Below are 26,638 nucleotides of genomic sequence, written 5' to 3' on the forward strand. Positions count from 1 at the left end.
GCCGTCCGGTCGCGCCGTACGGCCCGCCCGCCCCGCACGTTCCGGCGGCCCGGCCCGCGCCTCCACGACCTCCGGGCGCGGCGCCGTCGCCTCCGCGGCGATCCGCGCGCGAACGCCGACCGCCCCGCACGGAGGTCTCCGTGCGGGGCGGTCCGTCGTGTCCGGGCCGGAAGGGCCTGCAGGGGATCCCGGAAGGGCGCCTACAGGGGGATGTTGCCGTGCGCGCCGCGGGCCGGGGTGGCCTGCGCGAGGACCCTGGCGATGGCGCCGCGGGTCTCCTCGGGCTTGATCACCTCGTCCACCACGCCGAGCTCGATGGCCCGGTCCAGTCCGCCGGCGAGGACCTCGTGCTCCTCCGCCAGCCTGGTCTCCAGGGCGGCGCGCTCCTCCTCCGGGACCGCCGCGAGCTCGCGGCGCTTGAGGATGCGGACCGCGGCGACCGCGCCCATGACCGCCACCTGGGTGGTCGGCCAGGCGAAGACCTTGGTCGCGCCCAGGGAGCGGGAGTTCATCGCGATATAGGCGCCGCCGTACGCCTTGCGGGTCACCAGGGTGATCCGCGGCACCGAGGCCTCCGCGAAGGCGTGCAGCAGCTTGGCGCCGCGGCGGACCACGCCGTCGTGCTCCTGGCCGACGCCGGGCAGGTAGCCGGGCACGTCCACCAGGACGACCAGCGGCACCCCGAAGGCGTCGCACATCCGGACGAACCGGGCGGCCTTCTCGGCAGAGGTCGCGTCCAGGCAACCGCCCAGGCGCATCGGGTTGTTGGCGATCACTCCGACGGTCCGGCCCCCGAGGCGGCCCAGCGTGGTGACGATGTTCGGCGCCCACTTGGGGTGCAGCTCCACGCCCGGCTCGTCGAGGAGGCCCTTGACCAGGGGCTTGACGTCGTAGGCGCGGCGCACGTTGTCCGGGAGCAGGCCGGAGAAGTCGACCTCGTCGACCTCGGTGCGGATCCGGCCCTGGTGGCCCAGGAGCACCGCCAGACGGCGCGCCTGGACGTAGGCGTCGGTCTCGTCCTTGGCGGTCACGTGCACCACGCCGCTGCGCTTGCTGTGCGGCTCCGGGCCGCCGAGCGCGGCCATGTCGATCTGCTCGCCGGTGACGCTGCGGACCACGTCGGGGCCGGTGACGAAGATGCGGCCCTCGTCGGCCAGGATCACGATGTCGGTCAGCGCCGGGCCGTACGCGGCGCCGCCGGCCGCGGGGCCGACGACCACCGAGAGCTGCGGGACCACGCCGGAGGCGCGGGTCATCGCGGCGAAGACCCGGCCGACCGCGTGCAGGGACTCGACGCCCTCGGCCAGGCGGGCGCCTCCGGAGTGCCACACGCCGATGATCGGGACCCGCTCGCGGACCGCGACGTCGTAGGCGTGCACGATGTGCTCGCAGCCCTCGCCGCCCATCGCGCCGCCCTGGACGCGGGCGTCGCTGCAGAACACGACGACCGGCACGCCCTCCACACGGCCCATGGCGGCCAGCACGCCGCTGCGGTCCACCGGCGTGATCAGCCGGACCGACCCCTCGTCGAGGAGGGCCGCCAGACGCACCTGGGGATCCCTGGGATCAGCGGCCTCCTGGTCGGAGGCCTCGGTCACCACCCTGTTGTCGAGCACAGTCATAACGGGCTCCTGTCAGACGCTGGTGAAGGCCACGGCGACGTCGTGTCCGCCGAACCCGAAGGAGTTGTTGATCGCTGCGATCCGGCCGTCCGGCAGCGCGCGCGGCGCGCCGAGGACGAGGTCCACCTCGATGCCGTCGTCGAGGTCCTCCACGTTGATCGTTCCGGGGACGATCCGCTCGTGCAGGGCCAGGATCGTGAAGACCGACTCGATGCCGCCCGCCCCGCCGAGCAGGTGGCCGGTCATCGACTTGGTGGCGGTCACCAGCGGGTGGCCGCCGATGACCTCCTTGATCGCGATGGTCTCCACCACGTCGCCCGCGGGGGTGGAGGTGGCGTGCGCGTTCACGTGCCGGATGTCCTGGCCGGTGAGGCCGGCGTTCTCCAGCGCGCGGCGCATGGCCAGCATGACCCCGGCGCCGGTCGGCTCGGGCTGGGCGATGTGGTGGGCGTCGGCGGAGTAGCCGACGCCGGCCGCCACCGCGTAGACCGTGGCGCCCCGCGCCCGGGCGTGCTCCTCCGACTCCAGCACGACGATGCCCGCGCCCTCGCCGAGCACGAACCCGTCGCGGCCCCGGTCCCACGGCCGGGAGGCGCCCTGCGGGTCGTCGTTCCGGGTGGACATGGCCCGCATCGCGGCGAAGGAGCCGATGTTGAGCGGGTGGATGGCCGCCTCGGTGCCGCCGGCCACGACCACGTCGGCCCGGCCCGAGCGGATCATCTCGATGGCGTAGCCGATCGACTCCGCGCCGGTGGCGCAGGCGCTGACGGTGGCGTGCACGCCGGCCCGCGCCCCGACCTCGATGCCGATCCAGCCCGCGGGGCCGTTCGGCATCAGCATCGGGACGGTGTACGGCGAGAGCCGCTGCCAGCCCTTCTCCTTGAAGGTGTCGTAGGCCGACAGGATCGTGGTGATGCCGCCGATCCCGCTGCCCACGACGACGCCGAGCCGCTCGGGGTCGACCTTCTCGATCCCGGCGTGGGCCCAGGCCTCGCGGGCCGCGACCAGCGCGAGCTGCTCGGCCCGGTCCAGCCGCCGTGCCTCCGGCCGGGGGAGCACCTCGGCCGGGTCCACGGCGGCCACGGCGGCGAACTTCACCGGGACCGAGTCGACCCAGTCCTCGGTGAGGGTGCGGACTCCGGACTGACCGGCGAGGAGCGCCGACCAGGTCGAGGCGACGTCCCCACCGAGGGGCGTCGTCGCGCCGAACCCGGTGACGACGACACGTACCTGGTCTGTACTCACGTTCTGCGCTCCTTGTGTATCGCGGGTCGGTAAGGGGTCCGGGCGTCTTCAGCCCTGGATGAAGCCGATGACGTCCTTGACGGTCTTGAGGTTCTTGAGCTGGTCGTCGGGGATCTCGACGCCGAACTCGTCCTGGGCGGCGACGGCGATCTCGACCATGGACAGCGAGTCGATGTCGAGGTCGTCCACGAAGTTCTTCTCCGGGGTGACCTCGGCGGCCGGGATGCCGGTGATCTCGTTGATGATCTTGCCGATACCAGCGAGGATCTCCTGCTCGGTCATGGCCATGTCGCGTGTTCTCCTTGGATCGGTTCTCTTATCGGGCTGCGCGGCGGGTCCGCGCAGGTACTGGGGGACAGAGGTCAGGGGATCTCGATGACCTGTCCGGCGTAGGTCAGGCCGGCGCCGAAGCCGAACAGCAGGGCCAGCCCGCCCGACGCGACCTCGCCGCGCTCGATCATCCGGGACAGGGCCATCGGGATCGAGGCCGCGGAGGTGTTGCCCGACAGCACGATGTCCCTGGCGATGACGGCGTTGTCCGCGCCGATCTTGCGGGCGATGGCCTCGATGATGCGCAGGTTGGCCTGGTGGGGCACGAAGGCCGCGAGGTCGGCGGGGTCCACTCCGGCACGCTCGCACGCCTGCCTGGCCACGGGGTGAAGCGCCGTGGTGGCCCAGCGGAACACGGTCTGGCCTTCCTGGTGGAGGAAGGAGTTGCGGTCCTTGACCTGGATCGCGTCGGCCTTGTCTCCGTCGCTTCCCCAGACCACCGGGCCGATGCCGGGGGTGTCGGACGGGCCGACGACCGCGGCGCCCGCGCCGTCCGCGAAGATCACCGCGGTGGTGCGGTCGGTCCAGTCGAGCCACGGGGAGAACTTCTCGGTGCCGACGACCAGCACATGGGTGGCCGAGCCCGCGCGGATCGCGTCGTTGGCCACCGCCAGCGCGTAGCAGAAGCCGGAGCAGGCGGTGTTGACGTCGAACGCGCCGGGGGCCTCGATGCCCAGCCGGGCGGCCACCCGGCCCGCGGCGTTGGGGATCTGGGTCTCCAGCGTGCAGGTGGCGACGATCACCAGGTCGATGTCGGCGGCGGACAGGCCGCTGGCGGCGAGCGCCTTGCCGCCCGCCTGCACGGCCAGGTCGATCTCGGACTCGGACGGCGGGGCGATCCGGCGCTCCCTGATGCCGACCCGGCTCCGGATCCACTCGTCGCTGGTCTCCATCGTCTCGGCCAGGTCGTCGTTGGTCACCACGTTGGACGGCTGGTAGTGGCCGAAGGCCAGGACCTTCGCGCCGGGGGCGCCCTGGGAGATCTTCATCGGTCGCTCACCGCTCCTCGTTCGCTGCGTGGTGGTGCCCGGCCCCCGCCGGGCCGCCGTCTGCCGGTGCGCGCCGGGTCACGGGAGGAGGTCCCGGGCCGCGTCCAGGTCGGCGGGCGTCTTCAGCGCGACCGCCGTGACCCCGCGCAGTGCCCGCTTGGCCAGGCCGGTGAGGGTCCCGCCGGGCAGCAGCTCGATCATCGCGGTGGCGCCCCGCTCGGCCATCGCGGCCATGCAGGCGTCCCAGCGCACGGGGTTGGCGACCTGGTCGATCATCCGCTCCATGAAGTCGGCCCCGCCGCCGACCGCCGCGCCGTCCGCGTTGGACAGCAGCGTGACGGACGGGTCCCGGGGGGTGACCGAGGCGGCGGCCGCGCGCAGGCGCTCGACGGCCGGGGCCATGTGCGCGGTGTGGAACGCTCCGGCGACCGAGAGCGGGATCAGCCGGGCCCGGGCCGGAGGCTCGGCGGTGAAGTCCGCGAGCCGCTCCGTGGTGCCGCCGGCCACGATCTGGCCGGCGCCGTTGATGTTGGCCGGGGTGAGCCCGTGCTTGTCGATCGCGGCGAGCACGTCGTCCTCGACCCCGCCGAGCACCGCGACCATGCCGGTCTCGGTGACCGCGGCGGCCTCGGCCATGGCCCGGCCCCGCTCGCGGACGAGGGTGAGCGCCTGCTCGGGGGTGAGGACCCCGGCGAGCACGGCGGCGGTCAGCTCGCCGACGCTGTGGCCCGCCACCAGCCCGGCACCTCGGCCTGCGACCGTACCGGAGCCACCGTCCGCACCGGAGTCACGGTCCGGGGCGGGCAGCACCCCGAGCGCCTCGGCGGCGGCCAGTCCGGCGGCCACGAGCAGCGGCTGGGCCACGGCGGTGTCGCGGATCTCGTCCGCGTCCGCGGTGGTCCCGTAGGCGATCAGGTCGAGCCCGGTCACCTCGGACCACGCGGACAGCCGGTCCGCCAGGCCCGGTATCTCGAGCCACGGAGTGAGGAAACCTGGGGTCTGGGCGCCTTGGCCCGGAGCGACGATGACGAGCACGAAAACCAGCCTGCCCTGTAGAGGTCCGCCACACGGATAGAGATCCGGATGAACATTGTCCGGAATCTTTTGTAGGGAACCTACAGGGAAGGTTTCGCAGACGTTAAGTATGGGAGATCAGGTCGCGACCGTCTCCGCCAGGCGCCCGAGGATGAGGCCCACCTGCAGGGTGAAGGCCGAGCGGCCCTCCGTCGGCTGGTAGCCGGTCAGCTCGGTGATCTTACGCAGACGGTAGCGCACCGTGTTCGGGTGCACGAAGAGCAGCCGGGCGGTCGCCTCCAGGGACGTGCCCTGCTCCAGGTAGGTCGCGAGCGTGTCGAGGAGCGGGGTGCCCACCAGGGGCAGGTAGACGTTCTCGACCAGCTGGGCCCTGGCGTCCTCGTCGCCGTCGATGGCCCGCTCGGCGAGCAGGTCCTCGGCGTGGACCGGCCGGGGCGCGTCCGGCCAGCCGGCGGCGGCGCGCAGCCCGGCGATCGCGGCCCGCGCCGAGCTCGCCGCCGTGTGCAGGTCGCCGACCTCCGGGCCGATCACGATCGGGCCGGGCCCGAAGCGCGGCACCACGTGCCTGGCCGCCGCGCTGACGCTGTCGGCCCCGCCCACGATCACGATCAGCTGGTCGCCCTGGACCCCGGCCAGCATGTCCATGCCGGCCCGGCGGCCCCGGTCGCGCAGCCCGTCGATCACCGCCTGCGGGTCGTCGTCGGGCGCCCGCCCGGCGAGCACGACCACCGGCGAGGACGTCCAGCCCAGTGCGGCGGCCCAGGAGTGCAGCCCGTCGTCCACCTCGCCGCGGACCAGGGCGTCCACGATCAGCGCCTCCAGGCGCGCGTCCCACGCCCCGCGCGCCTCGGCCTCGCGGGCGTAGACGTGCGCGGCGGCGAAGGCGACGTCCCGCGTGTAGCGGAGCATCGCCTGCTGGAGCTGGTCCTCCCCGCCCGGCGCGGCCAGGTCCCCGGTCTGCGCCTCGACCACCTCGACCACGATCCGGACGATGTCCACGGTCTGCTGCAGGGAGATGGACCGCTTCAGCTCGCGGGGCGCGGTGCCGAAGAACTCGATGCTCGGCGTGGGCCGTCCTTCTCCGGCGTGCTGGAACCACTCCACGAACGCGGCGATCCCGGCCTGGGCGACCAGCCCGACCCAGGACCTGTCCTCGGCGGACAGGGCGCGGAACCACGGCAGCCGGTCGTCCATCCGGGCCATGGCGGCCGTCCCCAGGGAGCCCATGGCCCGCTCAAGCCTGCGCGTGGTGTCCTCGCGGATCCGATCGTTCACGCAATAAGAGTGCCAGGTCGCCGGAGATGCACGGCCCGCGCCCGGTTCCTAGATCACGGCGACGGCGGTGATCAGGCCGATGGCCAGGTGGGTGACGGCGAGCAGGCGGGCGCCGGGCTGCAGCTCGCGCTCGGCGACCAGCTCGCGGACGGAGATCCCGACGACCTTGTCGAAGGCGACCATCGCCACCGTCTGCACGGCGATGCCGACCAGGCCGAACACCAGGGTGGCCAGCAGCCCCTCGTGCAGCGCGCCGCCCGAGGACCAGATGGAGGCCGCGATGATCAGGCCGACGGCGGCCAGCCCGGAGGAGGTGAGCAGGGTGGCGTTGGGGTTGCGGTCGGTCTTGATCAGCTGGCTGAGCTTCCCGGGGATGGCCAGGTCGAGCACGTAGAAGCCGACGATCAGCAGGACCAGGCCGAGTACGGCGTAGCAGGCGATGGCGAGTGAGCCTCGGCCGAGGGTCTCGGCGAGCGAGACGGTGACGGTCTCGACGTCGACCGGCGCGGGCTGCGGGCTGGGACTCATATGGCTCTCTCCGGGCTCTGAGGGTCGGTGTTCTGCGGGTCCAGCGGCCGGCTGCCGGGGTCCGGTGGCCGGGGAACGGGTGCGGGCGTCACGATACGGCCCTCACAGCTCGATGCGGTGCGGGACGAAGGACGACGTGTCGTCGGTGATCAGACCCGAGGTCTCGCGGATGCCGAGCCCGGCGGACTCGTCGCAGACCACCCAGGCGCCGAGCACCGGCCGCCTGCCGTCGAAGGCGGGCAGCGCCTCGAACGCCTGGTGGACGTAGCCCTCGGCGCCGTAGTCTCCGCCGGTGGCGATCTCGCCGTCCGGGCCGGTGATCCGCATGCTCGCGCCCTCCCTGCCCAGCAGGGGCTTGGCGATGTGCGCCGGCAGGTCGCGGGGGCCGTCGAGGTAGGCGGGCAGCAGGTTCGGGTGGTCCGGGTACAGCTCCCACAGGACGGCGAGCAGCGCCTTGTTCGACAGGAGCATCTTCCACAGCGGCTCGATCCAGGTCATCGAGACCTGCTGGCGCACGGCCCGGTCCCCGAACGGGTCGGCGACCACCCACTCCCACGGGTAGAGCTTGCAGAGCGTGCGGATCACGCGGCGCTCCTCGTCCACGAACCGGAGGTTGAGGCTGTCCCAGCCGATGTCCTCCATGGCGACCGCCACCGTCGTGAGCCCGGCGAGGCCGGCGGTCTCCTGGAGGTAGGCGACCGTCATCGCCTCCTCGCCGCTGGCGTCCATGGCGGTCCAGGCGAAGTGGGCGGGACCGGTGGGGAGGTTCTCCGCGATCCGCCGCCAGCGCTCGACCAGCCGCTCGTGGATGGAGTTCCACTGGTCGTCGTCCGGGTAGCGGTCCTTGAGCCAGAACCACTGCACGACCGAGCTCTCCAGCAGGCTGGTCGGGGTGTCGGCGTTGTACTCCAGCAGCTTGGCCGGGCCGGTCCCGTCGTAGCGCAGGTCGAACCGGCCGAACAGGTGCGGGTCGCGCCGCTCCCAGGAGCGGGCGATCTCCGGCCCGACCCACCCGGGGACGGCGAAGTCGGCGTAGCGGCCGGTCTCGACGACGTGCTCCACCGCGTGCAGGCACATCCGGTGCAGCTCCTCGACCTGCTCCTCCAGGGCCAGGACCTCGTCCATGGAGAAGACGTAGTGCGCGCTCTCGTCCCAGTAGGGGCGGTCGAGACCGCCGGGGTGCGCCGAGCGGTGGTAGGCCAGGCCCTGGCTCTCGATGATGTGCTCCCAGCCGTCGCGGGGGAGCGAGGACTCGCGTCTCATCGGGCGGCGGGTCAGCCGCCGGATCCGCCGCGGCCGCCGAAGCCGCCGCTCTGGATCACGGTGCCCTTGCGGCTGACGATGCCGACGTCGGAGGGCCTGACGGTGCTGCCCTTCAGCACGCGCGTGCCGCTGCGGGAACCGCCGTAGTACCAGCCGTAGGCGCCGTGGGACCCGTGGTAGCGGTCGTCGTCGCAGTATTCCTCGTCGACGACCTCGTAGGAGCCGTCGGACAGCCGGCTGTCGAGGTTGACGCAGTCGGCGCTGATCTCCGCGTAGTCGTCGTCGTCGGCCGCGCACGAGGCGATGACCGCCACGGCGACGATCCCGATCGTGGAGAGCGTGATGACCGTGGACGCCTTCGAGCCGGACTTCTTCTGCGGGTCGGGCTTGCGAGGGGGCTGCGCCATCGGGTGTTTCTGCGCCATCGGGCTCCTATGCGAAGTGTCAGGACAGGGTATCGATACCGTTTTCCCTGTTCAACTACGTGACCATGTTGTGAGGTTCCCGGCCGCCCCGGACGGGAGCGGGGCCGCCGGGGTTGTCGGTGGGGAGACGTAACGTCGAGGGTGTGAACCGTACCGACCGGCTCTACGCACTCGTCGAGGAGCTGCGCGCCGTCTCGCCCCGGTGCCGCTCCGCGCGCGAGCTCGCCGAGAAGTTCGAGGTGAGCGTCCGCACGGTCGAGCGCGACATCTCCGCGCTCCAGCAGTCGGGCGTGCCCATCTACGCCGAGCCGGGCCGGCGCGGCGGCTACGTCCTGGACAAGAGGGTCTCCCTGCCGCCGCTGAACTTCACCCCGGCCGAGGCGGTCGCGGTCGCGGTGGCGCTCGGTCAGAACGCCGGCAACCCCTTCGCCTTCCACGCCCGCAGCGCCCTGCGCAAGCTGGTCGCCGCGATGCCCCCGCCCGAGGGCGACCGGGCCAGGGACCTGGCCTCGCGGGTGCACCTGCTCGTCGAGCCGGAGCCGTACCCCCGGGTGTCGCGGGTGATCGAGCAGGCGCTGCTGCACCGCCGCGTCCTGCGGATCGGCTACACCGACGCCAAGGGCCAGGTCACCGAGCGCGAGGTGGAGCCCGGCGTCTTCGTCGGCGGCCGCGGCGGCCACTGGTATCTCGTGGGCTGGTGCCGCAACCGCAGCGACGTGCGGGTCTTCCGGCTCGACCGGATCTCCCGGGCGGAGGAGACCGACGAGGTCTCGCCCGAGCACCCGCCGGAGAGCTTCTCGCCCAAGCTCCCCGGACTCGCCTTCGAGAATCCGAAAATAGAGTGAAAACACCGACATAGGGTTGTCGCTGAGCCGGTTCATCGTAGAGGTGTTCGAGGAAATCACCCCCGGAGGGACACCTGATGATCAACACTGTCGCCTGGTTCGAGATCGCCACCGACGACCCGCAGGGCGCGGAGAAGTTCTACGGCGAGCTGTTCGGCTGGTCCTTCGCCGCCGACGAGGAGTCGGCCAAGGGCGGCATGGACTACCGCCTCATCTCCTACCCGGGCGCCGACGGCCCCCGGGGCGGCGTGTACGGCACCGGCGGGAAGTTCCCCGGCCACGGCGTCTTCTCCGTCGTCGTCGCCGACACCGCGGCCACCTGCGCCCGGGCCGAGGGCCTGGGCGGCGAGGTCGTCTTCAAGCTGCTCGACAACCCGAACGGCCCCGACTTCGCCTACATCCGCGACGCCTCGGGCAACCTGTTCGGCGTCTTCACCCCGCCGAACGCCGCCGGGGCGTAGCGGGCGGGGCCGCCCCCGGCCCGTCTCCCAGGGCCAGCACCACCTCGCGCAGGAGGTCGGCCAGGGCTCGCGCGGTCGCCGCGGGGACGTTCCCGAACAGGACGCCGTTGGCCTCCGTGGTCGCCGCGACGAGCTCCCCGGTCAGCCGGACGCCCTCCTGGGTCAGCCGGACCCAGGAGCTCCGGCCGTCGGCGGGGTCGGGCTCGCGTTCGACGAGCCCGGCCGCCGTGAGCCGCTGCAGGATGTTGCTCGTGCCCCCGGTGGTGAGCGCCGAGTTCGAGGCGAGGCGGCTGGGCTTGAGGCGGTAGGGGGTCCCCGACCGCAGCAGCGTCGCCAGGACGTCGAAGTCGGCGTACGTCAGGCCGTGCTCGCCGAGCACCGACTGGGTGACCTCGCCGAGGCGGCCCTTCAGCCACGCGACGCGCTTGACGATCTCCAGCTCGACGGTCGCCGCCTGCGGCAGCTCGGCGCGCCAGGCCGCGACCAGCTCGTCGACGTGGTCCATCTTCCCGCTCGGCATGGATTGAGGATAGCTCTCCCATCTGTTAGCTTTCGTAAAAGCTTTTCCGATTGCTATCACAAAAGGAGAATGCCGTGAGCATCCTCATCACCGGCGGAACCGTGATCGACACCGAGCCGGAGCCGCACGTCATGCCCGGGACCGACGTGCTCGTCCGGGACGGCCTCATCGCCGCCGTGGCGCCCGGGATCGACGCGCCGGGCGCCGAGGTGCTCGACGCCTCGGGCATGATCGTGATGCCGGGCCTCGTCGACACCCACCGGCACGTCTGGCAGAGCGTCCTGCGCTCCCTCGCCGCCGACGCGACGCTGAACGACTACCTCGGTCTCGTCCTGGGCCGGCTGGCCCCCGCCTACCGTGCCGAGGACGTCTACGCGGGGAACCTGTGGGGCGCGCTGGAGGCGCTCGACGGCGGGATCACCACGGTCCACGACTGGTCGCACATCCAGCTCACCCCCGAGCACACCGACGCCGCGGTCCAGGCTCTACGCGAATCAGGCATCCGGGCGGTCTTCGCCTACGGCGCTCCCGGTACGGACGCCGACGCCCGCAGGGACGACGAGGTACGGCGGGTCGCCTCGCTCCTCGGGAGGGACGGCCTCGTCACCCCCGGCCTGGCCTCGCTGGGACCGGTCTACGGGACGGAGGCGGGGGCGGCGGCCGACTGGCGGCTGGCGCGCGAGCTCGACCTCCCCGTCAGCCTGCACGCGACCGGGGAGGGGGCGGTCGAATGGCTGCACGGCGCCGGGCTGCTCGGCCCCGACGTCATGTTCGTGCACGGCAACGGCTTCACCGACCAGGCGGTCACGTTCATCGCGGACAGCGGCGGAACGGCCTCGGTGACGCCGGTCGTGGAGATGCAGATGGGCTTCGGCGCCCCGGAGACCGGCCGGTTCCGCACGGCGGGGATCCCGACGGGCCTGGGCGTCGACACGGTGCCGAACGCGCCGGGCGACCTGTTCTCCGCCATGCGCGCCGCCTTCGCCGCCGAGCGGATGGGAGGAGGCGTTCTGACCTGCTCTGACGTGCTGCGGATGGCCACGCTGGAAGGCGCGGCCGTGCTCGGCCTCCAGGACCGGGTCGGGTCGCTGCGGCCCGGCAAGCAGGCCGACGTCGTGCTGCTGAACGCCGGCGCCCTCAACCTCGCCCCCGTCCACGACCCGATCGGCGCGGTGGTCACCGCTGCCGGACCGGCCAACGTGGACACCGTGCTGGTCGCCGGCGAGATCGTCAAGCGCGGGGGGCGCCTGCTCCGCGCGGACATGGCCCGGGCGCTCACCCTCGCCTCCCGCTCCGCCGCCCGCGTCGCCGCGGCCGCCGGAGTGGGCGCGGCCGGGGCGCGGTGAGGACGGCGCCCCGCTCCGCCTCCGCCCCGCCTCCGCACTGTGTAATGTTCTGGCAAAACGCCGTAGTACGAGGGGCCGGCGATGCCAGAGATCGAACCGCTGCGGCCGGGGGACCCGCCGCGGCTGGGGGACTACGAGCTGAAGGGCAGGCTGGGGGAGGGCGGCCAGGGAGTCGTCTACCTGGGGGAGTCGGAGAAGGGTGAGCGCGCCGCCGTCAAGCTCCTGCACGTGCGCTTCACCGGGATGGCCCACGCCCGTTCCCGCTTCGCGCGGGAGCTGGCCGCCGCCCGGCGCGTGGAGGCCTTCTGCACGGCCCGGGTGCTCGACGCCGACCTCGACGGCGAGACGCCGTACATCGCCAGCGAGCTGATCGACGGGCCGTCGCTGCGCGAGGTCGTCGAGCGCGACGGGCCGCTGTCCGGCAAGGAGCTGGAGCGGCTCGCCATCGGCACGGCCACCGCGCTCACCACCATCCACCACGCCGGGATCGCGCACCGCGACTTCAAGCCGGACAACGTGCTGCTGACCGCCGACGGCCCCCGGGTCGTCGACTTCGGCATCGCGAAGATCATCGATGAGAGCGGGACCATCACCACCCGCGCGGTCGGAACCCCCGCCTACATGGCGCCCGAGCAGATCGCCGGGGAGGAGGTCGGCTGCCCGGCGGACGTGTTCGCCTGGGGCTCGACCATGGTCTTCACCGCCACCGGCAAGGCCCCCTTCGCGATGGAGACGATCGTGGCGACGCTCAACCGCGTCGTCAACCACCGGCCCGACCTGGACGCCCTCCCGGAGGGCCTGCGCCCCGTCGTCGCCGCCTGCCTGCACAAGGACCAGGCCCGCAGGCCCACCGCCGGCGAGGTGCTCCGGCGCCTGCTCGGCCACCCCGCGCAGGACGCCGAGGTCTCCGACGAGGTGCTGGCCGAGGGCGTCCAGGCGGCCACGGCCGACCTGACCCGGCCCGGCCCGCCCGCCCGGCGGCGCCGGCCCGCGCTGGCGGGCGGGATCGCGGCCGCCGGCCTGGCCGCGGCCTTCGCCCTCGTCCAGCTCGGCCCCACCTTCGGCGACGGCGCCACGGCCTCGCCCACGCCCGCCCCGTCCACGAGCCCGAGCCCGACGCCGGCGGTCCCCACCGGCTCGGACCTGCTCGACCGGATCAGGGAGACCGGGAAGCTGCGCGTCGGCTACCGCTCGGGCCTGCCCAAGATCGCCCTCGGTGATCCCCCCGAGGGGTTCGAGATCGACGTGGCCAGGCGCGTCGCCGAGGAGCTGGACGTGCCCGAGGGCGGCCTGACGTTCGTACCCGTCGGCTACGGCGATCGCGAGTCGAAGCTGGAGAACGGCAGGGTCGACCTCGTCATCGCCACCTTCTCCATCAACAGGGCCAGCGCCGCCCAGGTCTCCTTCGCCGGGCCGTACTACCTGGCGCACCGGGACATCCTGGTCCGCGCCGGTTCGGGGATCACCAGGGCCGGGCACCTGCGCGGCAGGAAGGTCTGCGTTCCGGCGGGGTCTTCGGCCGCCGTGGCGCTCAGAGACGACGGCATCGACTTCCGGACCGTCGACGAGGACGCGGCGGGCAACAGGTTCGACTCGTCCCAGTGCGCGGCCAAGGTGGCCGACGGCAGCGCCGATGCCATGGTCGGGGACGACCTGGTGATCGCCGGGTTCGGCGCCCGCCAGCGCGATCTCAGGATCGTCGGCGCCAGGCTCACCGACGAGCGGTACGGCGTGGCGCTCCGGCAGGGCGACCCGGTGGCCTGCCGGAGGATCAACGACATCATCACCGCCATGTACGACGACGGGACGGTCAGGGCGCGGCTCGCCCGCCACTTCGGCGCCGTGGACTTCCGCTACGAGACGAAGCGGCCCCGGCAGGAGTCCTGCCGCTAGTCCGGCGACCGGAGGCGCCCGCCGGCCCCGCTCCGCCGCCCGTGCACATCGGCGCCCGGACGGCGGGCACCGTGCCGGAGGGCCGCGCGGGGACCGGAATCAGGAACCGGGGCAGGTGGTCCCCTCCGCGGGGACCTTCCCGTCCAGCAGGTAGGTGTCCACTGTCTTCTTCACGCAGGCCTCGCCGGACAGGTAGGCGCCGTGGCCCTCGCCCTTGTGGGTCACCAGCACGGCCGTCTTGAGCTGCTCGGTCAGTTTCGGCCCCCACTCGTACGGCGTGGCGGGGTCGCCGGTCGTGGCGACGACCACGATCGGCGCCGAGCCGGTGGCGTCGACCTTCATGGCCTCGTCGTCGCCCGGGACCGGCCAGGCCGAGCAGATGACCCCCATGCCGCCGCCGCCGAACAGCGGAGAGATCTTCAGCGCCTCCGCCTCCGTCCTGGCCAGCGTCGCGGCGTCCGGCCGCTCGGCGGTGTCCAGGCAGCTGACCGCGGGGAAGCTGCTCATGATGGTCGAGTAGGAGCCGCCGGCGTCGCGGCCGTTGTAGCTGTCGGCCAGGGCCAGCAGCCCCCGGCCGTCGCCCTTCATCGCCATGCCCAGCGCCTGGTCGAGGAAGGGCCAGCTCAGCTCCGAGTAGAGGGCGGCGGCGATGCCGGTGACCGCGAGCCCCTGGGTGAGCCGCCGGTCCCCGACCGCGAGGGGAGTGCCGTCCAGGTCGCCGAGGAGCTTGTCGACGTTCTTGTTCGCGACGGTCGTGTCGGCGCCGGTCTCGCACTGGCCGTCCTTCACGCAGTCCGCCAGGAAGGACTCGTAGGCCCGCTGGAAGCCGGCCGTCTGGACCAGGGCGCGCTCCTCCATGGAGACGCTCGGGTCCAGCGGGGCGTCCAGCAGGAAGCGGCCCACCCGGTCGGGGAACTTCGTGGCGTAGACGGCGCCGAGCTGCGTGCCGTACGACATGCCGAAGTAGTTGAGCTTCGTGTCGCCCAGCGCCTCGCGGATCCGGTCCATGTCCTGGGCGGCGTTCACGGTGCCGACGTGCGGCAGGACCTCGCCGGAGGTCTTCTGGCAGGCGTCGGCGAACTCCTTGATGGTCCGCTCGGTCTCCGTGCGCTCGGCCGCGTCGCCGGGCACGCTGTCCAGGGAGGTGTAGCGGTCCATCAGCTCGCTGCCGCCGCACCGGACGCCGGAGCTGCGCTCCACCCCGCGCGGGTCGAAGCTGACCAGGTCGTACCGGCCGCCGAGGCTGCCGAACGACTTGGCGGCCTGGGCCAGAGTGTCGACGCCGGAGCCGCCGGGGCCGCCGAAGTTGAAGAGCAGGGAGCCGATGCGCGCCCCGGGGCCGGTGGCCTTGACCCGGACGAGGGCGATGTCGATCGTCTCGCCGCCGGGTTTCGCGTAGTCGAGGGGGACGGCCAGCGTTCCGCACTGCAGGTTCGGGTCCGGCGTCGCGGGCCCCTGCCCGTCGGGGCGCTTGATGTCGGTGCAGGTCTCCCAGGAGATCGCACCCCGCTCGGGCCCGCCCGGCGCCGTGGTGGCCGGTGCGGCGCCGCCGTTGCCGCCGGGGTCGCCCGAGCCGCTGCACGCGGCCAGCGCGGCGGTCAGGAGCGCCGCCGCGGCGGCCGCCGGAATCCTTCGCACGGTGGTGTGCCCCCTCTGAGTCGTTTGGGAACGTGCGCAATCGCTCGCAGGGGAAGTGATTCAACCCTAACCGGGCGGGGCCTTCGAATCGAAGGCCCCGCCCGGCCGGTTCTCCGAAAGCCGCGGACTTTTCAGTCTCCGCGGGCGTCTCGGAAGCCCATGGACGTCTCAGAGGCCCATGGACTGGGTGTCGTTGCTCTCGGCGCCGCCGGCCTCGGTCACGCCGTTCTTCAGGTGGTACCTGGAGATGGCCTCGCGCAGCACCTCCGCGTCCACCTCGCCGCGCCGGGCGAGCTGGGTGAGCACGGCCAGGGTGATCGAGGCCGCGTCCACGTGGAAGTGGCGGCGCAGCGCCGAGCGGGTGTCCGACAGGCCGAAGCCGTCGGTGCCGAGCGAGGTCCAGTCGCCCGGGACCCACTGGGCGATCTGGTCCTGCACCGCGCGCATGTAGTCGCTGACGCCCACGAACGGGCCCTGGGCCTGCGAGAGCGCCCGGGTCACGTACGGCACGCGCTGCTCGGCGTCGGGGTTGAGCAGGTTGTGCTCCTCGGCGGCCAGCGCCTCGCGGCGCAGCTCCGACCAGGAGGTGGCCGACCAGACCTCGGCCGCCACGCCCCAGTCCTCGGCGAGCATGCGCTGGGCCTCCATCGCCCACGGTCCGGCCACGCCGGAGACCAGGATGTTGGCCTTCGGGCCGGAGACCCCGGCGGGTGCGGGGGCGAACCGGTAGAGGCCCTTCAGCAGGCCGTCCACGTCGAGGTTCTCCGGCTCTGCGGGCTGGAGGTAGGGCTCGTTGTAGACGGTCAGGTAGTAGAAGACGTCCTCCGGCCGCTCGCCGTACATCCGGCGCAGGCCGTCGCGGACGATGTGGCCGATCTCGAACGCCCAGGACGGGTCGTAGGAGACCGCCGCCGGGTTGGTCGAGGCGATCAGCGGGGTGTGGCCGTCCTCGTGCTGCAGGCCCTCGCCGTTCAGGGTCGTGCGGCCCGCGGTGGCGCCGAGCAGGAAGCCCCGGCCCATCTGGTCGCCGAGCTGCCACATCTGGTCGCCGGTGCGCTGCCAGCCGAACATCGAGTAGAAGATGTAGATCGGGATCATGTGCTCGCCGTGCGTGGCGTAGGCCGTGCCGGCGGCGACGAGGGAGGCCATCGATCCGGCCTCGCTGATGCCCTCGTGCAGGATCTGACCCTCGGTCGACTCCTTGTAGGACAGCAGCAGCTCCCGGTCCACGGCCTCGTAGGTCTGGCCGTGCGGCGAGTAGATCTTCGCGGTCGGGAAGATCGCGTCGAGGCCGAAGGTGCGGGCCTCGTCCGGGATGATCGGCACGAACCGGTGGCCGATCTCCTTGTCGCGGATGAGGTCCTTGAGCAGGCGGACGAAGGCCATGGTGGTGGCGACGTTCTGCTTGCCGGAGCCCTTCTTGAGCTGCGCGTAGGCCGCGTCGCCCGGGAGCGTGATCGGCTTGGCGCGGACCACGCGCTTGGGCAGGACGCCGCCCAGGGCCGCGCGGCGCTCCTTCATGTAGGCGATCTCGGGGTCGTTCTCGCCCGGGTGGAAGTACGGCGGCAGGTCGGCGTCGAGCGCCGAGTCCGGGATCGGCAGGTAGAGCCGGTCGCGGAACTCCTTCAGCTCGGCCTTGGACATCTTCTTCATCTGGTGCGTCGCGTTGCGCGCCTCGAAGTCCTTGCCGAGCGTCCAGCCCTTGATGGTCTGGGCGAGGATGACCGTCGGCTGGCCGACGTGCTCGCGGGCCGCCTTGAAGGCCGCGTAGACCTTGCGGTAGTCGTGGCCGCCCCGCGAGAGCTTGCGGATGTCGTCGTCGGACAGGTGCTCGACCATCTTGCGCAGGCGCGGGTCGCCGCCGAAGAAGTTCTCGCGGATGTACCCGCCGGTCTCGACGGAGTAGGTCTGGAACTGGCCGTCGGGGGTGGTGTTCATCTGGTTGACGAGCACGCCGTCGACGTCGGCGGCGAGCAGCGGGTCCCAGTCGCGGCCCCAGACGACCTTGATGACGTTCCAGCCGGCGCCGCGGAAGTAGGACTCCAGCTCCTGGATGATCTTTCCGTTGCCGCGTACCGGGCCGTCGAGGCGCTGCAGGTTGCAGTTGATGACGAACGTGAGGTTGTCGAGCTCCTCGCGGGCGGCCAGGCCGATCGCGCCGAGCGACTCCGGCTCGTCCATCTCGCCGTCGCCGAGGAAGCACCAGACGTGGCTGCGGCTGGTGTCCTTCATCTGCCGGTTCAGCAGGTAGCGGTTGAACCGGGCCTGGTAGATCGCGCCGATCGGGCCGAGGCCCATGGAGACCGTGGGGAACTCCCAGAAGTCCGGCATGAGGCGCGGGTGCGGGTAGGAGGGCAGGCCCTTGAACCCGTGCGACAGCTCCTGGCGGAAGGCGTCGAGCTGGCCTTCGTTGAGGCGGCCCTCCAGGAACGCGCGGGCGTAGATGCCCGGTGCGGCGTGGCCCTGGAAGAAGACCTGGTCGCCGGACTCGCCGTGGTCCTTGCCGCGGAAGAAGTGGTTGAAGCCCACCTCGTAGAGCGACGCGGCCGAGGCGTAGGTGGCGATGTGGCCGCCGACGTTGGTGCGGGCGTTGGCCCGGGTCACCATGACCGCGGCGTTCCACCGGATGTAGGCGCGGATCCGCCGCTCGATGTGCTCATCGCCGGGGAACCAGGGCTCGCGCTCCGGGGGGATGGTGTTGATGTAGTCGGTGCTGCGCAGGCCGGGCACGCCGACCTGGCGCTCGCGGGCCCGCTCCAACAGTCTGAGCATCAGGTAACGCGCCCGAGTGCGACCCTCCGTCTTGATGACGTTGTCGAGCGACTCGAGCCACTCCTGGGTCTCGCTGGGGTCGACATCAGGGAGCTGACTGGGTAGGCCGTCGCTGATGACCGAGAAACGCTGGCGTCCGGAAGCCACTGGGTCTCGCCTTCCGAGAATGGACTTTTGTCTGGTGTAGGTCGTCTTCCATCCTGGTCTCTTACCCCGGAAAGTGCATCTCTACTGACCGGTAACCATGATGTCCCTGCTGGCAGGGGGAGAGAAGTGGCCTAGACCACCGATGGTAGGACGAATCACCATCCAAGGTAACACCGGGGCCGCTCTTTTCTGGAGGGCGCCTGGGTACGAACCTGGAAGGAGCAGGACTCGTCCTGTTCGGAGGGAGGTACAGGAATGAACGCGACGGTAGGCGACCGGATCCTGGTCCACAGCCGTACGACCGGTCAGGGCGACCAGAGAGGAGAGATCGTCGAGGTGCGCGGGGACGGGGGTGAGCCCCCCTACCTGGTGCGCTTCGAGGACGGCCACACCGGCCTGCTCTTCCCCGGCCCGGACGCGGTCGTCGTCCCGGCGCAGCGCGGATCGTAGGATTCGGGATGTGAGATCTCAGACGATCGAGGTGGTGACGGGCTCCCGCGAGCGGGTGCACGACATCACCTCCGAGTGCGAGAGCTTCGCCCGCCTCTGCGGGGGCGACGGCCTGCTGCACGTCTTCGTGCCGCACGCGACCGCGGGGATCGCGCTGATCGAGCTCGGCTCGGGCAGCGACGACGACCTCCTCGCGGCCCTGTCGGACCTGCTCCCCGCCGACGACCGGTGGAAGCACGCGCACGGATCCCGGGGGCACGGGCGCTCGCACGTCATGCCGGCCCTCATCCCTCCGTACGCCACCGTCCCGGTCCTGTCCGGGCGGCTCGCACTCGGCACCTGGCAGGCCATCGCCGTGGTGGACCTCAACGTGGACAACAGGGAACGCCAGGTCCGTCTGTCATTTTTGTCGGACTAATTCATGCGTAGCCCAGTCGTTGCCGTGGCGACCGTTGACGACTGAGGGTCACAGCGTGTGGACTGTGCCGAAGCACTGTGAGCACCGTGTGATGACGGGGCCGTCGAAGCAGGAGGGATAAACGTGAGCGCGACCGCGGGTCAGGCGCAGGGCGAACGCAGCCTGGCCGAACGACTCGGCCTCAAGCCGGGTCAGGTGGTGCAGGAGATCGGCTGGGATGAGGACGCCGACGACGATCTGCGCGACTCCATCGAGGAGCTGACCGGTAACGAGCTGGTCGACGAGGACTTCGAAGACGTCGTCGACGTCGTGCTGCTGTGGTGGCGCGACGGGGACGGCGATCTGTTCGACGCGCTGAGCAGCGCGGTGCCCAACCTGGCCGACGGCGGCCAGATCTGGCTGCTCACGCCCAAGGCCGGCAGGGAAGGACACGTCGAGCCCAGCGACATCGGCGAGGACGCCACGACCGCGGGTCTCTCCCAGACCAGCAGCATCGGCGCCGCCCCCGACTGGTCGGGAACGCGGCTGGCCACGCCCAAGGCGCGCCGGTAGGGGACCGGCGCGCCCGCCCTGCCGTACGGCTCGCGCGAGCCGTACGGCAGGATGATGGCGTCCGCCCGTCATCGGCGTGAAAGGACCGGCGAACATGGTCGAGGTGGGATCCCCGGCTCCGGACTTCGAGCTGAGGGACCAGCACGGCACCCCGGTCCGGCTCTCGGACCACCGGGGCGGCGCGGTCGTGCTGGTCTTCTACCCACTCGCCTTCAGCGGCGTCTGCCACGGCGAGCTCTCCGCACTCCGCGACGAGTTCGTCCCCGGCCTGCCGCGGGACGTGCGCCTGCTCGCCGTCTCCGTCGACTCGGTGTTCGCCCAGCGCGCCTGGGCCGACCGGGAGGGGTACGGGTTCTCCATGCTCTCCGACTTCTGGCCGCACGGACAGGTGGCCCGGGCGTACGGTGTATTCGATGACGAAAAGGGCGTCGCGCGGCGGGGCACTTTCATCATCGACGGCGAGGGCATGGTCCGCTGGCGCGTCGTGAACCCGGCCGCGCAGGCACGCGACGTCGCCGAGTACCGCCAGGCGCTCGCCGGCCTCTTCCCGGTGCCCCAAGTGTCCTAAGCAGTGATCCGGCGGACGCGCATCCGGCGTCCACCGGTCTCGATCCTCGGAGGCGATCATGCCCTGCTTCTCGTGCGGGGCCCGGCAGACCGACCCGGTCCGTGGCGCGAGCCCGTGGAAGCGCGGGGTGCGCCGGGAGATCCAGGTGCTCATCTGCCCGGACTGCCAGCGCACGCACGACCTGGACCTCGACGCCTGCGGCTCGTGCGGCTCGAGCGCGCTCATCTGCCGGCTCGGCGAGGTGGAGTGCCGGTCCTGCGGTGCCGTACGGCTCGCCGGGCGGCGCCCGGAGAGCCCCCAGCGGCCCGACGGGCTGGCCGACGAGGTCGCGGCGGCACTGGACCGCGTGCTCGGCCGCCTGACCTCGCACGCCTGAGACCCCGGTACGGCGCGGCGGGCCGATGACCGTCGCCCTCCCGCTGGGTTAGGGTAAGTCGGCACAAAAAGGGCGGGCGGCCGGGATCTCGCGCCGCCCTCCCCGGACCGGGCGTTCCCGCGCCGCGACCGTGATGAGGGGCTGGATGAGCGACTACGTGGTGGCCGTCGACGTCGGGGGCACCTCGATGAAGGGCGGAATCGTCACCGGGTCCGGTGAGATCGCCGCGACCGGCCGCCGCCCCACCGGCGCCGAGGGCGGCCCGGCGGGCGTGGTCGCCGCCATCCGCTCCTTCGTCGGCGACCTGGCCGACCGTGGCGCCGCGGCCCTCGGCACCGGGCCCGCCGCCGTGGGCATCGCCGTACCGGGCCTCGTCGACGACGCGACCGCCACCGCCCTGTACGCCGCCAACCTCGGCTGGCGCGACGTCCCCGCGACCGATCTCGTCCCGCTGGACGTCCCCGTCCTGCTCGGCCACGACGTGCGGACCGGCGGCCTGGCCGAGAGCGTGCTCGGCGCCGGGCGGGAGCTCTCCGACTTCCTGTTCCTGCCCATCGGCACCGGCATCGCGGGCGCGATGATCATCGGCGGCGCGCCGTACGGCGGGACCTCCGGCTGGGGCGGCGAGATCGGCCACATCCCGGTCTTCCCCGACGGCGAGGCGTGCGCCTGCGGCCAGATCGGCTGCCTGGAGACCTACGCCTCCGCCTCGGCCGTCGGCCGCCGCTACTCCGCCCGCGCCGGCGCCTCCGCCACGGCCGAGCAGGTCGCCGCGCTGACCGCCGACGGAGACCCGGTGGCGGCGGAGGTGTGGGAGGAGGCCGTCGAGGCGCTCTCCCTGGCGCTGGCCACCTACACGCTCCTGCTGGACCCCTCCGCGATCGTCCTGGGCGGCGGCCTGGCCGAGGCCGGCCCCCTCCTGTCCGACCCGCTGGCCGTACGCCTCGCCAAGCGCCTGGCCTTCCGCGAGGCGCCCCCGCTGCGCCGGGCCGTCCTCGGGGTGGGCGCGGGCATGCTCGGCGCCGCGCTGCTGGGCTGGCGCGCGGCCGGAGTCCCGGACGCGGGCGCGTCATGGTCGCCCGATGTGCCGAGAACCCCGGTGGTGTCGTAAAGTTGTGTCCCGTCTGTTCCGCCGGGACTCCCGGGCGCTTAGCTCAGCGGTAGAGCGCTCGCCTTACAAGCGAGATGTCACTGGTTCGAACCCGGTAGCGCCCACAGAAGAGCCCTGGGCCTGAAGAAACAGGTCCAGGGCCTTGTTTTTCGATCAGTCGGCTGTTGACTGTGCCGCTCACGGACAGGTCGCCTGCCTCAGGCGACCTTGACGGAGTGCGGGCCGACACTGATCGTCACATCGACGTGTCCACCTAGCGCGGCCGCGTAAGCACGGAGAGTCTCCAGCTCCATGGCGTCGGGATCACCGTTTTCGATCTGGGAGACCCGAGACTGGGAGATGCCGAGCGCTGCGGCGACGTCGGCCTGGGTTTTGCCGAGAGACTTGCGCAGTTCCTTCAAGTGGTAACCGGCCACGTAGGCATCCAGCTTGGCTTCGGCGGCGGCCTGTCGCTCCGGGGCAGCCAACTCGGGATGGAGCCGGTGGGCCTCGGCCTTGACCTCCTGCCAGCGGCGTGCAGGACTCATCGCCTGTCCTCCTTGGTCTTCTGGGCCTTCTTCTCCGCGCGGTACTCCGCGTAGCGGGACTTGGCCAGCGGGATCGCCTCGTCATACCAGCGCGACCACTTGCCTGCCTTGTCCCCGGCCACGAGGAAGATCGCTTCTCTGTCGGGGTCGAAGATGAAGACGATTCTAATCTCTGATCGCCCCCGGGAGCCTGGACGGAGTTCCTCTGGTCTTCCCACGGATGCCGATCAATCCTCACGAGGTTCGGTGCGTCCGAGCGGGCGAAGCTCAACGACGGATGGGACATCAGCGTGCGTAGCGCATTCGCAGCTCGTCCATTGCGAGGTCCCAGAAGGACCTGTAGCGGTTAGCCCCGGGCAGCCACGGCGCGAGATACCAGGCTTCCCACTCACCTTCAGCGGTGCTGACGCGGGGATTGAGGAGAGCCACCCCGTCATCCCAATATCCGATCAGGAGGGTGTCGGGCACATACTCCCCTCGGTAACGGATGGAGTCCTGCTCCGGCCCGTAGACGAAGTAGAGCTCGTCGGGCACGCTCCATGAGTTCTCCTGCTTGGGCGCTGACCAGCTCTCGGCGATCGAGGGATCGACATCGCGGAGCCAACCGGCTGCTTCGACGCGTAGCAGGCAGCAGTCATCGTCGTTGCCCCACCCGTTGGCGAACAGGAGGAACCGCCGGTAACTCGGCGGCAACTCCATGCCCAGCCGCTCTTCAAACCGGTGGACCTCTGCTTCGGCAGCTGGGGGATGCAGTTCACCGAGTGGACTGACCGCCGGGTGATCAGAACCCTCGATCACCGGACGCCTTGCAGGGAAGCGTTCAGGCCATGCGTACTGGGCACTCATTGTGCAGAAGGTATCCCTTTCGAATAGCTGCTGCACGTACAGCACAAAGCCAGAGCCGCCCCTCCCAAAGGAGCGTCGTTCTCCTGATGCGGTCTTAAGGATGTCTTCTGGGTGACAGCGACCGGGGACACGGCTGGACACTGGTGGACGGCCAGAGAGCGTAGTCCCAGCCCAGACCCGGTATCGGTCCTGGTCGGGGAGTCGTTGAGATTGCCTTACAAGCGAGATGTCACTGGTTCGAACCCGGTAGCGCCCACCAGCCAAAATGCCTCGTTTCCGATCATGGAAACGAGGCGTCGTGCCATTCGCCCACTGGCAGACGTTGCCGTCAGCTCTCGTCGAACAGATATTCCAGCATGGGGCGGGCACGGTCGGGAACGGGCTCGTCGGGGAAGATCTCCGTGCACAGGGCGAGGACCGTGTCTACGGAGCCGAGCGTGAGCCGCTCGACGAGGGTGCGAATGTCGCCGGTGTCCCGTCGCCGAGCGGCCAGGACTTTCATCGCGAGCAGGTGTTCTGGTGAGGCCGCGGACACACGCAGTCCCGGATGGTCGAAGAGCCGGCGGGCCGAATCGTCCGTGCCAGGGGCGACATAGGCGCTGGCCTGCTCGTTGAGTCACCATGACGGTAGTCCGAGTTCGGATGCGACTGCTCGCGCCTCGTCCAGGACGACTCCATGGGGTTCGAAGACGGCGCCGATGTCCCGGGTGGAGCGCCGGGGGTCGTAGGCGAGCACCAGGGCTGCCCCGCCGAACACGTAAAGATCGGCGATGACTCCGCGCCGGGCGAGACGGTCACCGAGGCGCCGGAAAGCGTCCTCGACCGCAGCCCGGGAGGGGCGTCGCTCACGCGACCTCCAGCTCCTGGGGGTGGATGAAAACACCGCGGCGGCGGAAGGACGCGGGGGCGTGGACGAAGGCGTCCACGCGGGCGGCGGGGGTGTTGAAGGGGAACCAGAAGCGCCGGAGCCTCCGGGTCTCGGCCCACGGGGGGCTCCCGTACCGTCCCTGGCCGCGAGGTGCTCGGCCAGTGCGGCGAGAAAGACGTCCCATCGAGAGTCACCGATGCCGGGGGGTTCCATGGACAACAACCTCACCCGGGAAGAAGCCGGCTCGTGGCGGTACTCTTCCAGGAACTCGGCGAGCAGGCGCCAGCGTGTCTCCTCATCGGGATGATCGGCCAGCCAGCCCGCGAGCACCGCGATGGAGGCGGCCTGATACTGCTGTGCGCGCTTCATGGTTGCAACGTCAGTCCAATGCCAAGGACGGGACCGGTCCGTCAGCGCCGCCCGTTGAGAATACTGACTCGCTATATCATGAGCGTCTGAGCTCGTCGGCAGACCGGTCTCCGGGCGGCCCGTCGATCAATCCTCAAGCGGTTCCGCGCCGAGGAAGGGCAGCTCCAGCATCTCCGGGGAGAGGGGAAGACCGGTGATCCTGCCCGCCAGGGCGAACGAACGCTCCAGCCAGAAGTCGATGTGCGAGTCGCCGATGTCGTGGTCGGGGTCCAGCCCGACCTCGCGCATCTCCTCGACGAAGCGGTCCGGATCGCTGCCCGACCGCGCGTCCGGGAGCATCGGGTCGAACCAGACGACCGGCTCGCCGTCGACGACGTAGACGAAGCTGTCCGAGGCGTAGTCATGGCGGCAGACCGACACGACTTCGGTTCCCCGCGAGACCCGCGCCCTGATCTCCCGGTCGACGGCGATCTGCCATCCCCCCGGCTCGATGACCAGGGTCCAGGCCCCGACCTTCACGGCGCCGATGTAACCGGCCGCGTCGTCCCGCATGCTCTCCACCGAGCGCTCATCCAGCTCGTCGAACGCCACCTCCTCCACGGTGCTCTCGTCCACGCCGAACCGGCGGAGGACCTCCTCCGGGGACAGATCCCGGACGAAGGAAACGCAGTAGATCTCACCCAGCCCTTCGTGCTCGGAGAGCCAGGGGAATTCTTGAAGGATCTCTGTCATCGCCACTCCTCTGATCAGGTGAGTGGCATGATCGCAGCAGTAGCCGACAAATCCGAAACATGCGAACAAAGAGTCGATTTCTTTGAGACTTGGATGTTCCGTCGGCGCGCAGGGCGCCGAATCCGTTTTACTGGCACGGTGGATGCGGCGGAAGAGTCTCCGGTCGTGCGGGAGTTGCGGGCGTTCGTCGAGTGGGTGGGCGCGGGCCGGAAGCTGACCGCGACCGGCCAGATCACCTTGGCGGACGCGAGGGCGCTGGTCTCTCTGCTGGAGACCGGTGATGAGCTCGACCCGAGGATCGGCGACCGGGTGTTCCGGACCAAGTCCAGCGCGGAGTTGCCCGGGTTGACGCGGGTGTTCCTGTGGGCCAGGGCGGCTGGTCTGGTACGGACGGTCAAGGGGCGGGTGGTCCCGGTGAAGAAGGCCGCCGGGCTGCTGACGCGGCCGCACGCGTTGTGGGAGGCGGCGTTCGAGGCGTTCCCGACCCTGGCGGATGCGGTGTGCCCAGTAGGGTACTGGCGGTCCTCGCTGCTCCATGAGGAGTTCGCGCCGGTGGTCCGCCTGCTGCTGGCCCGGCTGTACGGCGGAGCCGTACCGGTGGCGGAGCTGCGCGAGCTGTCATGGGACCGGGCGTCGGCGCCCTTCATCATCGAAGAGCCGGAGCGGGTGGGGGTGCGGGGGATCAACGACCGGGACACCGATCGGGTGCTGGCGGTGCTGGACCACCTGGGGGCGATCAAGGTCGCCGGCGGGGTGGCCGAGTTGACGGCACTCGGCCTCGGGGCGCTGCGGCGGAGTCTGGGGGAGGCCGGTCCGGGAGAGCCGGTGTACGAGCTGAAGGTGACGCTGCTGGGCACCGGGGATCCGGTGGTGTGGCGGCGGGCGCGGGTGTCGGCGGGGATCACACTGGCCCGGTTGCACCGGATCCTGGTGGCCGTGATGGGCTGGGAGGGCTACCATCTGCACATCTTCACCGTGGGCGAGAAACGCTACGGCCACCCCTCGGGAGAGTGGGACCTCGACCTGGGCGACGAGACGGCGGTCAGGCTGGCCGACGTGGTGAGCGGGGCGGGCGCCCGGATCGGCTGGGAGTACGACCTGGGCGACAGCTGGGAGCACGAGATCGTCGTCGAGCAGATCCTGGCGGCTGGCGAGAGCGCGCGATATCCCGATGTCATGGCGGGGGAGGGGGCGTGCCCGCCGGAGGACTGCGGTGGGACGTGGGGCTACCGGGAGTTCCGTGCGGCTCTGGCCGACCCCGCCCATGAGGATCATGAGCACCTGGTGGGCTGGGCCGGGCTGGCGAGCGCCGACGAGTTCGACGCGGCGCGTTTCGACCCGGACACGGCGCGGCGGGCGTTGCTGGAGCTCGCCTGATCCGGTGTGCCGGCCTGGGACCGCATCGCCTGGGCGCACACGTGCCGGGGCCGGTGAACCAGGCTTGCCTGCGCGGGTCGGCGCCGATGAGCTCCAGACCACGGAGGTCC

Annotated in this window: 29 protein-coding genes and 1 tRNA gene; 12 read left to right on the plus strand and 18 right to left on the minus strand. The window is 71.4% G+C overall.

Annotation, left to right across the window (positions count from 1 at the left end; genetic code table 11):
* Positions 1-200: 200 nt before the first annotated feature.
* The 9 genes from FHS22_RS22060 to FHS22_RS22100 all read right to left on the minus strand — a co-directional run bounded on the left by FHS22_RS22060 (position 201) and on the right by FHS22_RS22100 (position 8,712).
* Positions 201-1,622 carry an acyl-CoA carboxylase subunit beta gene (locus FHS22_RS22060; protein ID WP_221473944.1) on the minus strand — a complete coding sequence of 474 codons (1,422 nt, stop codon included), beginning with the start codon at positions 1,620-1,622 and terminating at the stop codon, positions 201-203.
* A 12-nt stretch (positions 1,623-1,634) separates the two neighbouring features.
* On the minus strand, positions 1,635-2,867 hold the full coding sequence (fabF, locus tag FHS22_RS22065; RefSeq protein ID WP_184944371.1) for a beta-ketoacyl-ACP synthase II: 1,233 nt from the start codon (positions 2,865-2,867) through the stop codon (positions 1,635-1,637).
* Between the two features lie 48 nt (positions 2,868-2,915).
* Positions 2,916-3,155, minus strand: a complete 240-nt coding sequence (locus FHS22_RS22070; RefSeq protein ID WP_184944373.1) for an acyl carrier protein — start codon at positions 3,153-3,155, stop codon at positions 2,916-2,918.
* A gap of 74 nt (positions 3,156-3,229) precedes the next feature.
* Entirely contained in the window at positions 3,230-4,186 is a 957-nt protein-coding gene (locus FHS22_RS22075; protein WP_184944375.1) for a beta-ketoacyl-ACP synthase III, read from the minus strand.
* Between the two features lie 78 nt (positions 4,187-4,264).
* On the minus strand, positions 4,265-5,221 hold the full coding sequence (locus tag FHS22_RS22080; protein WP_184944377.1) for an ACP S-malonyltransferase: 957 nt from the start codon (positions 5,219-5,221) through the stop codon (positions 4,265-4,267).
* A 117-nt stretch (positions 5,222-5,338) separates the two neighbouring features.
* Positions 5,339-6,448 carry a PucR family transcriptional regulator gene (locus FHS22_RS22085; RefSeq protein ID WP_184944468.1) on the minus strand — a complete coding sequence of 370 codons (1,110 nt, stop codon included), beginning with the start codon at positions 6,446-6,448 and terminating at the stop codon, positions 5,339-5,341.
* A 96-nt stretch (positions 6,449-6,544) separates the two neighbouring features.
* Positions 6,545-7,024, minus strand: a complete 480-nt coding sequence (locus FHS22_RS22090) for a DUF350 domain-containing protein (protein WP_184944379.1) — start codon at positions 7,022-7,024, stop codon at positions 6,545-6,547.
* A gap of 102 nt (positions 7,025-7,126) precedes the next feature.
* A complete protein-coding gene (locus FHS22_RS22095) occupies positions 7,127-8,287 on the minus strand; it encodes a glutathionylspermidine synthase family protein (RefSeq protein ID WP_184944381.1) in 1,161 nt (386 codons plus the stop codon).
* Between the two features lie 11 nt (positions 8,288-8,298).
* Positions 8,299-8,712: a hypothetical protein gene (locus FHS22_RS22100; RefSeq protein ID WP_221473945.1), complete on the minus strand. Its 414-nt coding sequence runs from the start codon at positions 8,710-8,712 to the stop codon at positions 8,299-8,301.
* A gap of 143 nt (positions 8,713-8,855) precedes the next feature.
* Between FHS22_RS22100 and FHS22_RS22105 the strand changes: the two genes are divergently transcribed.
* Together FHS22_RS22105 and FHS22_RS22110 are read left to right on the plus strand one after the other, a co-directional pair.
* Positions 8,856-9,557, plus strand: a complete 702-nt coding sequence (locus FHS22_RS22105; RefSeq protein WP_184944383.1) for a helix-turn-helix transcriptional regulator — start codon at positions 8,856-8,858, stop codon at positions 9,555-9,557.
* A 77-nt stretch (positions 9,558-9,634) separates the two neighbouring features.
* The gene (locus FHS22_RS22110) at positions 9,635-10,018 is read left to right on the plus strand and encodes a VOC family protein (protein ID WP_184944385.1); all 384 of its coding nucleotides are present in this window, start codon (positions 9,635-9,637) and stop codon (positions 10,016-10,018) included.
* Here FHS22_RS22110 and FHS22_RS22115 read toward each other — a convergent pair.
* Positions 9,990-10,538 (minus strand): MarR family winged helix-turn-helix transcriptional regulator, encoded by a 549-nt coding sequence (locus tag FHS22_RS22115; RefSeq protein ID WP_184944386.1) that lies wholly within the window; start codon positions 10,536-10,538, stop codon positions 9,990-9,992. The genes FHS22_RS22110 and FHS22_RS22115 overlap by 29 nt on opposite strands.
* Positions 10,539-10,612: 74 nt before the next feature.
* Here FHS22_RS22115 and FHS22_RS22120 point away from each other — a divergent pair, with 74 nt between their 5' ends.
* Positions 10,613-11,884: an amidohydrolase family protein gene (locus tag FHS22_RS22120; protein WP_221473947.1), complete on the plus strand. Its 1,272-nt coding sequence runs from the start codon at positions 10,613-10,615 to the stop codon at positions 11,882-11,884.
* Positions 11,885-11,965: 81 nt separating this feature from the next.
* Entirely contained in the window at positions 11,966-13,777 is a 1,812-nt protein-coding gene (locus FHS22_RS22125) for a bifunctional serine/threonine-protein kinase/glutamate ABC transporter substrate-binding protein (protein ID WP_184944389.1), read from the plus strand.
* Positions 13,778-13,876: 99 nt separating this feature from the next.
* Here FHS22_RS22125 and FHS22_RS22130 read toward each other — a convergent pair whose 3' ends face one another.
* Complete coding sequence (locus FHS22_RS22130; protein ID WP_184944391.1) at positions 13,877-15,415, minus strand: alpha/beta hydrolase; 1,539 nt, start codon at positions 15,413-15,415, stop codon at positions 13,877-13,879.
* A gap of 168 nt (positions 15,416-15,583) precedes the next feature.
* A complete protein-coding gene (aceE, locus tag FHS22_RS22135; protein ID WP_184944393.1) occupies positions 15,584-18,334 on the minus strand; it encodes a pyruvate dehydrogenase (acetyl-transferring), homodimeric type in 2,751 nt (916 codons plus the stop codon).
* Between the two features lie 255 nt (positions 18,335-18,589).
* Here aceE and FHS22_RS22140 point away from each other — a divergent pair, with 255 nt between their 5' ends.
* The 7 genes from FHS22_RS22140 (at position 18,590) to FHS22_RS22170 (ending at position 21,913) form a co-directional block, all read left to right on the plus strand.
* Positions 18,590-18,784: a DUF1918 domain-containing protein gene (locus FHS22_RS22140; RefSeq protein WP_184944395.1), complete on the plus strand. Its 195-nt coding sequence runs from the start codon at positions 18,590-18,592 to the stop codon at positions 18,782-18,784.
* Between the two features lie 10 nt (positions 18,785-18,794).
* Entirely contained in the window at positions 18,795-19,202 is a 408-nt protein-coding gene (locus tag FHS22_RS22145; RefSeq protein WP_184944397.1) for a secondary thiamine-phosphate synthase enzyme YjbQ, read from the plus strand.
* A gap of 123 nt (positions 19,203-19,325) precedes the next feature.
* On the plus strand, positions 19,326-19,754 hold the full coding sequence (locus FHS22_RS22150) for a DUF3052 domain-containing protein (RefSeq protein ID WP_184944399.1): 429 nt from the start codon (positions 19,326-19,328) through the stop codon (positions 19,752-19,754).
* A gap of 94 nt (positions 19,755-19,848) precedes the next feature.
* Positions 19,849-20,322 carry a peroxiredoxin gene (locus tag FHS22_RS22155; protein WP_184944401.1) on the plus strand — a complete coding sequence of 158 codons (474 nt, stop codon included), beginning with the start codon at positions 19,849-19,851 and terminating at the stop codon, positions 20,320-20,322.
* A 58-nt stretch (positions 20,323-20,380) separates the two neighbouring features.
* Positions 20,381-20,698, plus strand: coding sequence for a hypothetical protein (locus tag FHS22_RS22160; RefSeq protein ID WP_184944402.1), 318 nt, complete (start codon positions 20,381-20,383; stop codon positions 20,696-20,698).
* A 145-nt stretch (positions 20,699-20,843) separates the two neighbouring features.
* Entirely contained in the window at positions 20,844-21,809 is a 966-nt protein-coding gene (locus FHS22_RS22165; protein WP_184944404.1) for an ROK family protein, read from the plus strand.
* A gap of 32 nt (positions 21,810-21,841) precedes the next feature.
* Positions 21,842-21,913, plus strand: a tRNA-Val gene (locus FHS22_RS22170).
* A gap of 93 nt (positions 21,914-22,006) precedes the next feature.
* Here FHS22_RS22170 and FHS22_RS22175 read toward each other — a convergent pair.
* From FHS22_RS22175 to FHS22_RS22200, 6 genes are all read right to left on the minus strand, one after another.
* A complete protein-coding gene (locus FHS22_RS22175) occupies positions 22,007-22,336 on the minus strand; it encodes a helix-turn-helix domain-containing protein (protein ID WP_184944406.1) in 330 nt (109 codons plus the stop codon).
* Complete coding sequence (locus FHS22_RS22180) at positions 22,333-22,554, minus strand: type II toxin-antitoxin system RelE/ParE family toxin (RefSeq protein WP_338047880.1); 222 nt, start codon at positions 22,552-22,554, stop codon at positions 22,333-22,335. The genes FHS22_RS22175 and FHS22_RS22180 overlap by 4 nt, the downstream gene beginning before the upstream one ends.
* A gap of 67 nt (positions 22,555-22,621) precedes the next feature.
* Entirely contained in the window at positions 22,622-23,182 is a 561-nt protein-coding gene (locus tag FHS22_RS22185) for an SMI1/KNR4 family protein (RefSeq protein ID WP_184944408.1), read from the minus strand.
* Between the two features lie 328 nt (positions 23,183-23,510).
* Positions 23,511-23,717 (minus strand): hypothetical protein, encoded by a 207-nt coding sequence (locus tag FHS22_RS22190; RefSeq protein ID WP_184944410.1) that lies wholly within the window; start codon positions 23,715-23,717, stop codon positions 23,511-23,513.
* Between the two features lie 310 nt (positions 23,718-24,027).
* Positions 24,028-24,234 (minus strand): hypothetical protein, encoded by a 207-nt coding sequence (locus FHS22_RS22195; RefSeq protein ID WP_184944411.1) that lies wholly within the window; start codon positions 24,232-24,234, stop codon positions 24,028-24,030.
* Between the two features lie 311 nt (positions 24,235-24,545).
* The gene (locus tag FHS22_RS22200) at positions 24,546-25,151 is read right to left on the minus strand and encodes a DUF6461 domain-containing protein (protein WP_184944412.1); all 606 of its coding nucleotides are present in this window, start codon (positions 25,149-25,151) and stop codon (positions 24,546-24,548) included.
* A gap of 138 nt (positions 25,152-25,289) precedes the next feature.
* Between FHS22_RS22200 and FHS22_RS22205 the strand changes: the two genes are divergently transcribed.
* Positions 25,290-26,528 (plus strand): IS1096 element passenger TnpR family protein, encoded by a 1,239-nt coding sequence (locus FHS22_RS22205; RefSeq protein WP_184944413.1) that lies wholly within the window; start codon positions 25,290-25,292, stop codon positions 26,526-26,528.
* Positions 26,529-26,638 lie beyond the last annotated feature (110 nt).

It is taken from the genome of Thiemannella venezuelensis, from assembly GCF_014203605.1.
In the GTDB taxonomy this organism is placed as follows: domain Bacteria; phylum Actinomycetota; class Actinomycetes; order Streptosporangiales; family Streptosporangiaceae; genus Planomonospora_A; species Planomonospora_A venezuelensis.

Coding starts and splice junctions, on each gene's coding strand:
- FHS22_RS22060 (WP_221473944.1), bottom strand. CDS start 1,622: ATGACTGTGCTCGACAACAGGGTGGTGACCGAGGCCTCCGACCAGGAG.
- FHS22_RS22070 (WP_184944373.1), bottom strand. CDS start 3,155: ATGGCCATGACCGAGCAGGAGATCCTCGCTGGTATCGGCAAGATCATC.
- FHS22_RS22075 (WP_184944375.1), bottom strand. CDS start 4,186: ATGAAGATCTCCCAGGGCGCCCCCGGCGCGAAGGTCCTGGCCTTCGGC.
- FHS22_RS22085 (WP_184944468.1), bottom strand. CDS start 6,448: ATGGGCTCCCTGGGGACGGCCGCCATGGCCCGGATGGACGACCGGCTG.
- FHS22_RS22090 (WP_184944379.1), bottom strand. CDS start 7,024: ATGAGTCCCAGCCCGCAGCCCGCGCCGGTCGACGTCGAGACCGTCACC.
- FHS22_RS22095 (WP_184944381.1), bottom strand. CDS start 8,287: ATGAGACGCGAGTCCTCGCTCCCCCGCGACGGCTGGGAGCACATCATC.
- FHS22_RS22100 (WP_221473945.1), bottom strand. CDS start 8,712: ATGGCGCAGAAACACCCGATGGCGCAGCCCCCTCGCAAGCCCGACCCG.
- FHS22_RS22110 (WP_184944385.1), top strand. CDS start 9,635: ATGATCAACACTGTCGCCTGGTTCGAGATCGCCACCGACGACCCGCAG.
- FHS22_RS22115 (WP_184944386.1), bottom strand. CDS start 10,538: ATGCCGAGCGGGAAGATGGACCACGTCGACGAGCTGGTCGCGGCCTGG.
- FHS22_RS22125 (WP_184944389.1), top strand. CDS start 11,966: ATGCCAGAGATCGAACCGCTGCGGCCGGGGGACCCGCCGCGGCTGGGG.
- FHS22_RS22140 (WP_184944395.1), top strand. CDS start 18,590: ATGAACGCGACGGTAGGCGACCGGATCCTGGTCCACAGCCGTACGACC.
- FHS22_RS22155 (WP_184944401.1), top strand. CDS start 19,849: ATGGTCGAGGTGGGATCCCCGGCTCCGGACTTCGAGCTGAGGGACCAG.
- FHS22_RS22160 (WP_184944402.1), top strand. CDS start 20,381: ATGCCCTGCTTCTCGTGCGGGGCCCGGCAGACCGACCCGGTCCGTGGC.
- FHS22_RS22165 (WP_184944404.1), top strand. CDS start 20,844: ATGAGCGACTACGTGGTGGCCGTCGACGTCGGGGGCACCTCGATGAAG.
- FHS22_RS22175 (WP_184944406.1), bottom strand. CDS start 22,336: ATGAGTCCTGCACGCCGCTGGCAGGAGGTCAAGGCCGAGGCCCACCGG.
- FHS22_RS22185 (WP_184944408.1), bottom strand. CDS start 23,182: ATGAGTGCCCAGTACGCATGGCCTGAACGCTTCCCTGCAAGGCGTCCG.
- FHS22_RS22195 (WP_184944411.1), bottom strand. CDS start 24,234: ATGGGACGTCTTTCTCGCCGCACTGGCCGAGCACCTCGCGGCCAGGGA.
- FHS22_RS22200 (WP_184944412.1), bottom strand. CDS start 25,151: ATGACAGAGATCCTTCAAGAATTCCCCTGGCTCTCCGAGCACGAAGGG.